The sequence below is a fragment of the Ottowia sp. genome (assembly GCF_046348305.1).
Taxonomy (GTDB): Bacteria; Pseudomonadota; Gammaproteobacteria; order Burkholderiales; family Burkholderiaceae_C; genus Ottowia.
Window position 1 is genome coordinate 1 of sequence record NZ_JAXMEM010000019.1, and the last position, 12,393, is coordinate 12,393.

Annotated in this window: 12 protein-coding genes and 2 pseudogenes; 10 read left to right on the forward strand and 4 right to left on the reverse strand. The window is 69.7% G+C overall.

Translation table 11 applies throughout. The features are described from left to right. From U1F38_RS16685 to U1F38_RS16710, 6 genes and pseudogenes are all read left to right on the forward strand, one after another. Positions 1–234: pseudogene (locus U1F38_RS16685) on the forward strand (hypothetical protein); the annotation flags it as partial. Between the two features lie 83 nt (positions 235–317). Next, positions 318–1,166: pseudogene (locus U1F38_RS16690) on the forward strand (excinuclease ABC subunit A); the annotation flags it as partial. Between the two features lie 146 nt (positions 1,167–1,312). After that, on the forward strand, positions 1,313–1,630 hold the full coding sequence (locus tag U1F38_RS16695) for a high-potential iron-sulfur protein (protein ID WP_409988201.1): 318 nt from the start codon (positions 1,313–1,315) through the stop codon (positions 1,628–1,630). Between the two features lie 61 nt (positions 1,631–1,691). After that, positions 1,692–2,873, forward strand: coding sequence for a uroporphyrinogen decarboxylase (gene hemE, locus U1F38_RS16700; RefSeq protein ID WP_409988202.1), 1,182 nt, complete (start codon positions 1,692–1,694; stop codon positions 2,871–2,873). Between the two features lie 301 nt (positions 2,874–3,174). Next, positions 3,175–5,322, forward strand: a complete 2,148-nt coding sequence (gene priA / locus U1F38_RS16705) for a primosomal protein N' (protein WP_409988203.1) — start codon at positions 3,175–3,177, stop codon at positions 5,320–5,322. 141 nt (positions 5,323–5,463) lie between these two features. After that, complete coding sequence (locus tag U1F38_RS16710; protein ID WP_409988204.1) at positions 5,464–5,859, forward strand: hypothetical protein; 396 nt, start codon at positions 5,464–5,466, stop codon at positions 5,857–5,859. An 18-nt stretch (positions 5,860–5,877) separates the two neighbouring features. Here the strand turns inward: U1F38_RS16710 and U1F38_RS16715 are convergent, their stop codons facing one another. Continuing rightward, positions 5,878–6,852 (reverse strand): AEC family transporter, encoded by a 975-nt coding sequence (locus U1F38_RS16715; RefSeq protein ID WP_409988205.1) that lies wholly within the window; start codon positions 6,850–6,852, stop codon positions 5,878–5,880. Between the two features lie 70 nt (positions 6,853–6,922). Between U1F38_RS16715 and U1F38_RS16720 the strand changes: the two genes are divergently transcribed. Together U1F38_RS16720 and U1F38_RS16725 are read left to right on the forward strand one after the other, a co-directional pair. Further along, positions 6,923–8,974: an ATP-dependent helicase gene (locus U1F38_RS16720; protein WP_409988206.1), complete on the forward strand. Its 2,052-nt coding sequence runs from the start codon at positions 6,923–6,925 to the stop codon at positions 8,972–8,974. A gap of 4 nt (positions 8,975–8,978) precedes the next feature. Continuing rightward, on the forward strand, positions 8,979–9,476 hold the full coding sequence (locus U1F38_RS16725; RefSeq protein ID WP_409988207.1) for a hypothetical protein: 498 nt from the start codon (positions 8,979–8,981) through the stop codon (positions 9,474–9,476). 123 nt (positions 9,477–9,599) lie between these two features. On the opposite strand, the gene U1F38_RS16730 is transcribed toward U1F38_RS16725, so the two are convergent. From U1F38_RS16730 to U1F38_RS16740, 3 genes are read right to left on the reverse strand one after another with little or no spacing between them, the layout of a single operon-like run. Further along, complete coding sequence (locus U1F38_RS16730; protein ID WP_409988208.1) at positions 9,600–10,301, reverse strand: SDR family NAD(P)-dependent oxidoreductase; 702 nt, start codon at positions 10,299–10,301, stop codon at positions 9,600–9,602. Further along, a complete protein-coding gene (gene phhA, locus U1F38_RS16735) occupies positions 10,298–11,191 on the reverse strand; it encodes a phenylalanine 4-monooxygenase (RefSeq protein ID WP_409988209.1) in 894 nt (297 codons plus the stop codon). Before phhA ends, U1F38_RS16730 begins: the two co-directional genes overlap by 4 nt. Then, complete coding sequence (locus U1F38_RS16740) at positions 11,188–11,508, reverse strand: 4a-hydroxytetrahydrobiopterin dehydratase (RefSeq protein WP_409988210.1); 321 nt, start codon at positions 11,506–11,508, stop codon at positions 11,188–11,190. The genes phhA and U1F38_RS16740 overlap by 4 nt, the downstream gene beginning before the upstream one ends. 254 nt (positions 11,509–11,762) lie before the next feature. Here U1F38_RS16740 and U1F38_RS16745 point away from each other — a divergent pair, with 254 nt between their 5' ends. After that, a complete protein-coding gene (locus U1F38_RS16745; RefSeq protein ID WP_409988211.1) occupies positions 11,763–12,050 on the forward strand; it encodes a DUF1778 domain-containing protein in 288 nt (95 codons plus the stop codon). Beyond that, the coding region (locus tag U1F38_RS16750) for a GNAT family N-acetyltransferase (protein ID WP_409988212.1) at positions 12,047–12,393 on the forward strand (347 nt) is incomplete at its 3' end. The genes U1F38_RS16745 and U1F38_RS16750, both read left to right, overlap by 4 nt.

Here is a 12,393-nt window from a genome sequence, read left to right on the forward strand (position 1 = left end):
GGGCCGCTCAAAATGCCGCCGCCGTTCATACGACCGCCGCCGGCCCCCTCCCCAACCCTCCCCCAGCGGGGGAGGGAGCAAGGTCATGGCTTCGACTGACAGGCGCCCATCTGCACAACCTGCAAGCCGTCGACGCCGCCGTGCCCCTGGGCCGCCTGGTGGCCGTCACGGGCGTGTCGGGCTCGGGCAAATCCACCCTGGCGCGCGACGTGCTGCTGGCCAACGTGCAGCGCTTTGTGCGTCCGCAAATCAAAGACAAATCGACCTCCAGCGCCCACCCATCAAGCGCTAACAGCTATCAAATCAATAGTCATGGCCTGATCGGCTGCACCGGCATCGAAGGCTTTGGCGCCATCGACCGCGTGCTCGAGGTCGACCAGACCCCCATCGGCAAAACCCCGCGCTCCTGCCCCGCCACCTACATCGGCTTCTGGGACGCCATCCGCAAGCTCTACGCCGAAACGCTGGAGGCCAAGGCGCGCGGTTATGCACCCGGGCGCTTTTCCTTCAACACCGGCGCCGGCCGCTGCCCCAGCTGCGAAGGCCAGGGCATGCGCACCATCGCCATGAGCTTTCTGCCCGACGTGAAAGTGCCCTGCGAGGCCTGCCACGGCGCGCGCTTCAACCCCGAGACCCTGGCCGTCAGCTGGCGCGGCAAAAGCATTGGCGACGTGCTGCGCATGGAGGTGGACGAGGCCGTGGGTTTCTTCGCCAGCATGCCCGCCATCGCCCACCCGCTGCAGCTGCTGCAGGATGTGGGCCTGGGCTATCTCACCCTCGGCCAGCCCTCGCCCACGCTCAGCGGCGGCGAGGCGCAGCGCATCAAGCTCGTCACCGAGCTCAGCAAGGTGCGCGACGACATCGGAAGACGTGGCCAGAAGGCCCCACACACCTTGTACGTGCTGGACGAGCCCACCGTCGGCCTGCACATGCAGGACGTCGAAAAGCTCATCCGCGTGCTGCACCGCCTGGTCGACGGCGGCCACAGCGTGCTGGTGATCGAGCACGACCTCGACCTGATCGCCGAAGCTGACTGGATCATCGACCTGGGCCCCGAAGGCGGCGCGGGCGGCGGGCGCATCGTGGCCGCGGGCACGCCCGAGGCCGTGGTGCGCGCCGGCACGCACACCGGGGTCGCGTTGGCGCCGGTGCTGGCGCGTGCCTGAGTCGGACGGCGGCAAGGCCAGCGCGCACCCGGCCAATACAGATACCGCGCGCGTGGTTTCCGGTCGGGATCGGTGTTGACGTCCATCAAGCGCCGTACGCTGGCTCCCGCAGTGCCTGGATGCAAGGCCTGCCAAGGAGCACCCACATGAGATTCGAAGTCACAACCGATCGTCGTCGTTTCTTCCAGCTTGCGGCCGCCACGGCTGCCCTGCTGGGCTCGCTGCCGCGCCGCGCCTGGGCCGCGCTGCCGCACCTGAGCATCGACAAGAACGCCACCGCCAAGGCCCTGAACTACGTCGAGGACGACACCAAGGCCCCGGCGCCGCACCAGCCGGGGCAGGACTGCCTGGCCTGCGTGCACTACCAGGGCAAGGCCGGCGACGCCTACGGGCCCTGCGCCCTGTTCCCCGGCTTCGACGTCAACGCCAAGGGCTGGTGCAGCGGCTTTCAGGCCAAGAAGTAGCCGCCTGGCGCGGGGGCGGGCGCCACGCGGCGTGGGGGTCGGCGCCTGAGACAATCGCCCCATGACCTTCGCCCCGCTTCAAAACGACACTTTCCTGCGCGCCTGCCTGGGCCAGGCCACCGACCACACCCCCGTCTGGCTGATGCGCCAGGCCGGGCGCTACCTGCCGGAGTACTGCGCCACGCGCGCCAAGGCCGGCAGCTTCATGGGGCTGGCCACCAACGTGGATTACGCCACCGAAGTCACCCTGCAGCCGCTGGCGCGCTATCCGCTGGACGCCGCGATCCTGTTTTCCGACATCCTCACCGTGCCCGACGCGATGGGCCTGGGCCTGTCCTTCCAGCAGGGTGAGGGGCCCCGGTTCGAGCGCGTGGTGCGCGACGAAGCGGCAGTCAGCCAGCTGGCCGCGCCCGACATGGACCGGCTGCGCTACGTGTTCGATGCCGTCACGTCGATCCGCAAAGCCTTGAATGGCCGCGTGCCGCTGATCGGCTTCTCGGGCAGTCCCTGGACGCTGGCCTGCTACATGGTCGAGGGCGGCGGCAGCACCGACTATCGCCATGTCAAGACGCTGATGTACGCCCGGCCCGACCTGATGCACCGCGTGCTGGCCGTCAACGCCGACAGCGTGGCGCAGTATCTCAACGCCCAGATCGACGCCGGTGCGCAGGCGGTGATGGTGTTCGACAGCTGGGGCGGCGTGCTGGCCGACGGGGCGTTCCAGGACTTCAGCCTGGCCTACACCGCGCGCGTGCTGGGGCAGCTCAAGCGCCGGGGCCCGGACGGCCAGGTGGTGCCGCGCATCGTCTTCACCAAGGGCGGCGGACTGTGGCTGCACGACATGCAAGGTCTGGCCTGCGACGTGCTGGGGCTGGACTGGACGCTGGACCTGGGCCGCGCGCGGCGCGTGCTGGAGAGCACCCAGAATACTATTGATTCAATAGCTGCCAGCGCACATCCAGCAAGCGCCAGGGCCCCATTTGACCCTGAAAACCCCAAGCCCACCGCCCTGCAAGGCAACATCGACCCCAACGTGCTGTTTGCCCCGCCCGATGCGATCCGCGCCGAGGTGCGCCGCGTGCTGGATGCCTTTGGCGCGCCCCACCTGGATGCGGCCACGCGCGGCATCGGCCACGTCTTCAACCTGGGCCACGGCATCAGCCAGTTCACGCCGCCCGAGCATGTGGCGCATCTGGTGGACGAGGTGCATGCCCATTCGCGCCGGCTGCGTGGTGCGGCCTAACGCGCGTCGCAGCCCTCGTCAAGTCGCAAAATCCAGCGTTTGAGGCAAAAAAACGACTTGACAGAATTGACTTATGCACAAATTCGGGCGGTCCGTGTCGGCGGGCGGCGGCAGGCCCCGCAAGCGTTGCAAGTGATTGATTTCATTGAACACGGCGCCATGCCACTTGGATGGGCAACCCGTTGAAAGCCTTGATTGACAAGACCTCGCGGCCGGTTTCCGGGGGTTTTCAACAAAATTATCCACAGATTCTGGGAATGACCGCACAAGCGGTTTTTGAATCAAGCACTTAGGGCCTTAATTGAAAGTCGATTGCAGCCCGGACACGGCCGCTCCACCCCATTGGCTGGCCGTCGCCGTGCCCACCCCGGCGCACAGCGCGCTGGCCGAGCCGCTGACCTACCGCAGCGCGCAGCCCCTGCCGCCCGGCACCCTGGTGCGCGTGCCGCTGGGCCGGCGCGAGGTGCTGGGCGTGGTGTGGGCCGCACCGCCGGCGCCGCCGGCCGCCCTGGCCGAGCGCACGCGCACCATCGCCGGCGCGCTGGCCGACGTGCCGCCGCTGGATGACGCCTGGCGCGCGCTGATCGCCTTCACCGCGCGCTACTACCAGCGCGCCCTGGGCGAGGTGGCGCTGGCCGCCCTGCCGCCCCAGCTGCGCACGCTGGACGCGGTGCAGATGGCCAGGCGCCTCAAGCGCGCACCCGCGGCCGGCGCCGACACCCCGGCAGATCAATCAAAAATAATAGCGCTCACCGCAGAGCAGACACTGGCCTTGGCCGAAATCGACCAAAATCCCGGCCCCTTCCTGCTGTTTGGCGCCACCGGCAGCGGCAAGACCGAGGTCTACATGCAGGCCGCGCAGGCCGCGCTGACACAAGACGCCGCCGCCCAGGTGCTGGTGCTGGTGCCCGAGATCAACCTCACCCCGCAGCTGCAGGCGCGCTTTGCCGAGCGCTTTGGCGCCGCCGCCATCGCCTGCCTGCACAGCGGCCTGACACCCGCGCAGCGCCTGAAAGCCTGGCTGGCGGCCCACACCGGCCAAGCCCGCATCGTGCTGGGCACGCGCGTGGCGGTGCTGGCCTCCATCCCGCACCTGGCGCTGATCGTGGTGGACGAGGAGCACGACCCCAGCTACAAGCAGCAGGAGGGCGCCCGCTATTCGGCGCGCGACCTGGCGCTGTACCGCGGGCACCTGGGCCATGCCAAGGTCATCCTGGGCTCAGCCACGCCCTCGCTGGAGAGCTGGCACGCCAGCGCGCCCGTGGCCGAGGGCGGCGCCGGCCGCTACCAGCGCCTGGCCATGACCCACCGCGTGGGCGCCACGGGCGACAACGCCGGCCTGCCGCGCGTGCTGCGCGTGGACATGGGCCGCCAGCCCAAGGGCACGCTGATCGCGCCGCCGCTCTTGGCGGCCATCACCGAGCGCGTGGCGCGCGGCGAGCAGGCGCTGCTGCTGCTCAACCGCCGCGGCTGGGCGCCGGTGCTGCACTGCGCCGACTGCGGCTGGAAGAGCGAATGCCCGCACTGCAGCGCCTATCGCGTGTTCCACAAGATCGACCGCACGCTGCGCTGCCACCATTGCGGCCTGACCGAGCGCGTGCCGCGCGCCTGCCCGGCCTGCGGCAACCTGGACATCGGCACCCAGGGGCGCGGCACCGAGCAGCTGGAAGAGCGCATCGCCGAACTGCTGGCCGGCGTGCAGCGCCCCAGCGGCGAGCCGGTGCGCATCGCCCGCATCGACGCCGACTCCACCCGCGGTCAGGGCAAGCTGGAAAGCGCCCTGGCCCAGGTGCACGCCGGCGACGTGGACGTGCTGGTGGGCACGCAGATGATCGCCAAGGGGCACGACTTTCGCCGCGTGACGCTGGTGGCCGCCATCAACCCCGACGCGGCGCTGTTTTCCAGCGACTTTCGCGCGCCCGAGCGCCTGTTTGCCCTGCTCATGCAGTCGGCCGGCCGCGCCGGGCGCGATGCGGCCAGCGGCGCCGACAGCCAGATGTGGGTGCAGACCCAGCACCCGCAGCACCCCTTGTTTGTCGCGCTCAAGTCGCACGACTACCCCGGTTTTGCCGCCCGGCAACTGGCCGAGCGCCAGCAGGCCGGCTTTCCACCCTTCACCCACCTGGCCCTGCTGCGCGCCGAGGCCCGCAGCCAGGACGCGGCGCAGGCCTTCCTGACCGCCCTGGCCGCGCAGGCCGCCGCCCTGCCGGCCCAGGACGCGGCCCAAGCGGAAGCCCTGGCGCAGGTCCGCTGGTACCCGGCGGTGCCGCTGGCGGTGCAGCGCGTGGCCGGCATCGAGCGCGCCCAGATGCTGCTGGAAAGCGCCCACCGCCCCGCCCTGCAGCGCGTGCTGGCCGCGTGCCAGCCACTGCTGCACGCCCTGCGCGCCACGCCCGAGCACCGCGCCATCGTGCGCTGGGCCGTGGATGTCGATCCGCAAGGGCTTTAGTCCGCCCCGCAATCCCCTTGCCGCCGCATCACGCGGCTTTGTCCGACAGCACGTGGCGCGCGAATTGCCTATAGTGGAATGCCATCCTCCGACGCGCGGGCGGCATGCCCCGCGCACGGGTCGTTTGAAAGGAGCCTCACCATGAAACGCCAACTCACCCTGCTCGCGCTGTGCAGCGCATTCGCCTGGCCTGCGGTCGCGCAGATGACACCCGCGCAAACCAACCAGGACCCGGCCGCGGCCCGCATGGAAGCGCGCAACGCGCGCGGCGCCCAGCTCACCGACGTGACGCCTGAACAGGCCCGGGCCAACGAACTGCAGCGCTGCGCCAACCTGCCGCCGTTCTACCGGACCGACTGCGAGGCGCGCGTGCGCGGCCAGGCCGGCCAGGAGTCGGGCAGCGTGATCGGCGGCGGCATCATTCGCGAGACCGTCACCACCATGCCCGCGTCCGAATTGCGGTCGCTGGAAAGCAACCCGCAGGAAATGAACTTCGCCAAGCCGCTGCCGCCGCAGCGCCAGCCCGCGCGCAAGTGACGCGCGCTGCGCTCGGGGTCAGCGCAGCAGCGCCACGGCCACCGAGAAGCTGAAGAACGCCGCCACGGTCGAGTACAGGATGACGCGCGCCACGCGCCCGTTGTCCGCCCCGAAGCGCTCGGCCAGCAGCGACACGTTGGCGGCCGAGGGCAGCGCGGCGGTCAGCACCAGCGGCGCCAGCAGCGCCTGGGGCAGCACGCCGGCGCGCACCGCCAGCGCGCCAGCCGCCCACACCAGGGCCGGCTGCACCAGCAGCTTGAGCACGGTGATCAAGCCCACGTCATGCAGCGGGCGCCCGGCGCTCGCATCGGGCACGGCCGTCTGCATCTGTGCGCGCGCCAGCACCGCGCCGATGGTGAACAGCGCCACTGGTGAAGCCGCATCCGCCAGCAGCGCCACGGTGCGGTCCACGGGCGCCCACAGCGCAAAACCCGTCGCCCCCGCCAGCGCCCCGGCCAGGATCGACCAGGGCATGGGGTTGCGCAACACGCCCTGCAACGCGCCGCCCACCGCGCGCGCCACGCCGTGCTGGCCGGCCGCGCCCCATTGCGACAGGCCGATGCACAGCGAGCTGGTCACCACCAGGTCCACCAGCAGGCTGGCCATCACCGGGCCCATGGCGCCTTCGCCCAGCAGCGCCAGGATCAGCGGCACTCCCATGAAGCCCGAGTTGGGAAACGCCGCCACCAGCGCGCCCATGGCCGCATCGGGCCAGCTGCCGCCGCGGCGGCGCGCCCAGCCCGCCGCCACCGCCACCAGCAGCAGCCCCACGGCCAGCCAGATCAGTGCCACCACCGGGCTGAACAGCTGCGCCGCCGGCGTGCTGCTGCCAAAGCGCCACAGCATGCACGGCAGCGCAAAGTACAGCACGAACATGTTCAGCCCCGCCACCGCGTCCAGCGGCAGCAGGCGCGAGCGCGCGGCCACATAGCCGCACAACACCAGGGCAAAGAAGGGGAAGGTGACGGCAAAGATGCCGGCGAGCGCTTGCATGAGGCCGCAAGGGTAACAAGGCCGCACGCCTGGGCCCACGCGCAAGCGGCCCGCTATCATCGACGCCCGCATGTCCGACCGCCTGAACCTCGCCCAGCAAGACGCCGTCAACCACCTGCGCGGCCCCTGCCTGGTGCTGGCGGGGGCCGGGTCGGGCAAGACGCGCGTCATCACGCACAAGATCGCGCGCCTGATCCAGACCGGCGTGGAGCCCGCGCGCATCGCCGCCATCACCTTCACCAACAAGGCCGCCGCCGAGATGCGCGAGCGCGCGCGCGGCCTGGTGGGCAAGGCCGCCGGCGAGGTGCTGATCTGCACCTTTCACGCGCTGGGCGTGCGCCTGCTGCGCGAAGATGGCGCCGTGCTGGGCCTGAAGCCCCAGTTCAGCATCCTCGACAGCGACGACGTGCTCAGTCTGCTGAAGGACTGCGGCGCGACCACCGACGCCGCCACCGCGCGCCAGTGGCAATGGGCCATCAGCGGCTGGAAGAACGCGGGCCTGAACGCCGCCGCCGCGCTGGCCCAGGCCCAGGGCGAGGGCGAGCGCCAGACGGCCCTGTTGATGGCGCGCTACGAGGAGCGCCTGACGGCGTACCAGAGCGTGGACTTCGACGACCTGATCGGCCTGCCACTGCGATTGCTACAAAACCATGAGCAGGTGGCGCACAAGTGGCAAGCGCGCCTGGCCCATGTGCTTGTGGACGAATACCAGGACACCAACGCCACGCAGTACGAGCTGATGAAACGGCTGGTGGGCCCGGCCGCCAATTTCACCGCCGTGGGGGATGACGACCAGAGCATCTACGGCTGGCGCGGCGCCACGCTGGACAACTTGAAGCGCCTGCCCCAGGACTTTCCCAAGCTCAAGGTCATCAAGCTGGAGCAAAACTACCGATCGACCAGCGCCATCCTGCGCGCGGCCAACAACGTGATCGGCCCCAACCCCAAGCTGTTTCCCAAGCGGCTGTATTCGGAGCTGGGCGAGGGCGAGCCGGTGCGCGTGGTCGACTGCGACCACGAGGCGCACGAGGCCGAGCGCGCCGTGGCGCGCATCCAGAGCCTGCGGCAAACGTCTGCCGCCAAGGAGTGGCGCGACTTCGCCATCCTGTACCGCGCCAACCACCAGGCCAAGGTGTTCGAGCAGGCGCTGCGGCGCGCGCAGATTCCGTACAAGGTGTCGGGCGGGCAGAGCTTTTTCGACCGCGCCGAGATCAAGGACCTGTGCGCCTGGCTGCGCCTGTGGATCAACGAGGACGACGACCCGGCCTTTCTGCGCGCCGTCACCACGCCCAAACGCGGCATCGGCCACCAGACGCTGGGCGCCCTGGGCGCGTTTGCGGGCAAGGCCCACCTGTCGCTGTTTGGCGCCCTGTTTGCCCACAGCCTGCCCGCCGCGCTGCCGGCGCGCGCCATCGCCAGCCTGCACGAATTTGGCCGCCAGCTCAACGACTTGCGCCACCGCGCCAGCCACACGCTGGGGCACGAGGCCGCGCGCACGTTCCTGTCCGACTGGCTCAAAGACATCGCCTACGAGCAGCACCTGCATGACAGCGCCGACAGCCCCGCGCAGGCCACCGCGCGCTGGAGCAACGTGATCGATTTTTGCGACTGGATGGCCGGGCGCTGCGGCGGCCAGATCGAGGACGCGGCCGGCACGAGCCTGCGGCAGGAGCCCAAGAGCCTGCTGGAGGTGGCGCAAACGATTTCGCTGATCTCGACCCTGAACGAGCGCGAGCAGGACCCCAACGTGCTGACCCTCTCCACCCTGCACGCCGCCAAGGGTCTGGAATGGCCGCACGTGCTGCTGGCCGGCGTCAACGAAGGCCTGCTGCCGTTTCGCCCCGACGAGGACGCGGGCGCCGCCGCGCAGGCCGCGCGCATCCAGGAAGAGCGCCGCCTGATGTACGTGGGCATCACGCGCGCGCGCCAGACCCTGGCCGTGAGCTGGACGCGCCGGCGCAAGAAGGGCCGCGAGGTGGTGGCCGCCCAACCCAGCCGCTTCATCGCCGAGATGGCGCTGGACCAAGCCACCGTGCGCGAAGACCCGCGCGAAAAGCTGAAAGCCCTGCGCGCCGAATTCGCCCGCCGCGCGGCCGACACCGCGAGCGCCCCCACGGGATGACGCCATGATCCGGATCACTCTTTTTTTGATAGCTGCTTGCGCCCTGTCCGCCTGCGCAAACCAGCAAAACGCCTCGAAATCTCCAGCGCCGCCCCAGCCCGCTGCGCCGGCACTGGCGGTCAACCCCGCCTGCCCCGACCTGGCGCATTGGGGCGCGCGCCAGCTGTACGGCAACTGGATCGTCGAGCTGCCCGCCCTGGGTCAGCGCGGCACCCTGCTGCTGCGCCAGCACCCCGACTTCAGCGAAAGCCTGCGCGGCGAGTTCAGCTACGGCGGGCACACCTCCATCGCCTCGGGCGACCTGGACGAGGGCGAGCTGAACCTGGACGAATCGCGCGACGGCAAGAGCCTGTTCGCCTTCTGGACCGGCCAGCTCGTGCCCGCCAGCTGCGGGCGCGAAATCCGCGGCACCTGGCAGCAGCTGCCCAAGCCCGGCCAGAGCGCGCTGGAGAGCCCCTTCGTGCTGCGGCGCGTGGGCGCCAAGCCCGCCGGCGACTGGTAAGCCGCCGCGCGCCGACGGGTCAAGCGGGGCCGGCGCCGGACGCTGTGGGAGCGGGCTTGCCCGCGATGGCTTGATCGCCCGCGAAACCGCATCGCGGGCAAACCCGCTCCCACAACCAGCCGATCAGACGCGTCCGTACACCGGAATCAAGGCGCCGTGAATGGCCCGCGCCGCATCGGAGGCCAGAAAGCCGATGACCTCGGCCAGCGCATTGGGCGCCACCCAGCGCGAGGCGTCGGCATCGGGCATGGCGGCGCGGTTGGCCGGCGTATCGAGCGTGGAGGGCAGAACGCAGTTGACGTTGATGCCGGCGTCGCGCAGCTCGGCCGACATGGATTCGACCAGACGCATCAGCGCACTCTTGGACGCGCTGTAGGCGCCCATCTGCGCACCGCCCTTCAGGCCCCCGCCAGCGCCCACGGCCACGATGCGGCCCGAGCCCTGCGCCAGCATGCGCGGCGCCACGGCGGCGGCCACGTGGATGAAGCTGGCGGCATTCAGGTTCATCATGAAGTCCCAGGCGCTGGCGGGCGTGGCATGCACCGGCTCGCCCATGTGAAAGCCGCCAGCCAGGTGGCACAGCACATCCACGCGCCCGACCTGGGCCAGCGCCGCGTCCACGCGCGCGGCCACCTGCTCGCGGTTCAGCAAATCGACCTCGATCAGCGCCGCATCGCCCAGCGCGCCGGCGTGGGCTTGCAGGGCCTTGGCATCGCGGTCCAGCAGCAACAGGCGTGCGCCCTGTTGCGCAAAGTACGCGGCCACGGCCGTGCCCAGTTGGCCGGCGGCGCCGGTGATCAGGACAACGGGGTGCGCGGCTTTCATACGGGCTCCTTGCCGCGCTTGGCGGCGTGATAGCGGCCGCTGCCGCGGGCAAAGATTTCGTCGGTGGGCAGCACGTCGCCCGGCACCAGCGTTGGCGCGGCGGACACGCGCTCGTAATAGGGCTTGAACTCGATCTGCGCCAGCGCCAGCAGCTCATCCAGCCCGTGCAGCACGAAGTAACTCTCCTGAAAATCGTCGATGCGGTAGCGCGTACGCATCACGCGCTCCAAGTCAAAGCCGATGCGGTTGGGCGAGGCGTCCTCCAGCGCAAACACCGATTCGGTGGCCGACGAGACGATGCCCGCGCCGTAGATGCGCAGGCCATCGCTCTGCTGCACGAGGCCGAACTCGACCGTGTACCAGTACACGCGCGCCAGCTGGTCCAGCACGCCCAGTTGCTGCGCCCGCAGGCCGCCCTGGCCATAGGCCTGGATGAACTCGGCCATCACCGGATTCATCAGCATGGGGGCGTGGCCGAACACGTCGTGGAAGACGTCGGGCTCTTCCAGGTAATCCAGCTGGTCGGGCTTGCGGATGAACTGCCCGGCCGGAAAGCGCCGGTTGGCCAGGTGGTCGAAAAACACCTCGTCGGGCACCAGGCCCGGCACGGCGACGATGCGCCAGCCGGTGCGCTTTTCGAGCACGTCGGACAGTTGCTCGAAATGCGGGATTTCGTCGTGGCGCAAGGGCAGGTCCTTCAGCCCGCTCATGAAGTCATCGCAGGCGCGGCCCGGCAGCAGGCGGCTCTGGCGCTCGAACAGCGTCTTCCAGGTCGCGTGCTCGGCGGGCGTGTAGCGATCCCAGCCCTGGTCGATCGTCCAGTCGGCCGAGGGCGGCTGAAAGCCCGCTTCGGCCAGGCCGTGCTTGGGGGCGGTGGTGGATGCGTTCACGGTGTTGGCTCCTCGACTTGCTGCGCCAGCGCCGCAGCCACGCGGTCCATGGTGCGCGCCAGCTCGATGTCCTTCATCGTCAGGCCCCCGGCGTCGTGCGTGGTCAGCGTCACCTGCACGCGGTTGTACACGTTGAACCACTCGGGGTGGTGGTTGCGGCTTTCGGCGATCACGGCAACCTGCGCCATGAAGCCGAAGGCCTGGGCGAAGTCGTGGAATTTGAACTCGCGGGCGATCAGGCCGCCGCGCTCGGTCTCATGGCGCCAGTCGGGCAGTGCTTGCAGCAAGGTGCTGATTTCGGTGGATGTGAGATTCATGGCTGGAGTCTCCGTATTGCACGATTGTCGCGCGCTTGCGCGCACATTTCCGGCTTGCTGACAGTCCGCCACGCTCGCGAACGGCGCGTCGCCCCTTGCGCCGCCCAGCCCGCGCGAAGCCGAACCGTGAGTGTGACCCCGGCCCGTCAACGGTGCGGTTCACGTCTCGAGCGCAAGCCGCCCACACCATGGGCTCGACAAATTGCGTCGTTTGTACTAACATACCGACCGTTGTACGCCATGCGAACTAAACCATGTCCACCGCATCCGCTCCTGTCCGCTCCGCACGCCTTGGGCTGCGCGCTACGCCCACGCAAGAATCCGTGCTGCGCCGTGCGGCTGAAGTGGCGCACAAGTCGCTCACGGATTTCATTCTGGACGCCGCCTATTTGGCCGCCGAACAGACCCTGCTCGACCAACGCCTGTTCATGGTGCCCGGCAGCCAGTACCAGGCCATTTTGGACCTGCTGGACCGACCCGAGTCGGACAACCCCGGCTTGGCTGACCTGCTGTCCCGCCGCCCGGTCTGGGCAAAAAAATGAAGCTTGCCGCGCCGCAGCCGCTCGATCCACGCCATCGGGTGGAAGCGTTTGACTGCGGCAAGCCCGCGCTCACCGACTGGCTGCTGCGCCATGCACGACAAGCTCAAGGCAGTGGGTCGGCCAGAACCTTTGTATGCTGCGAAGGCGATTGCGTCGCGGGCTACTACAGCCTGACGGTCGGGCAGATCGACACGCTCGAAGCCCCCGAGCGGGTGCGCAAGGGCATGGGACAGTATCCAATTCCGGTGATCATCCTGGCCCGACTGGCCGTCGACCGCGACCACCAAGGGCGCAGGCTGGGTTGGAGCCTGTTGCAGGACGCCATCCTTCGCGCCGTCGCGGT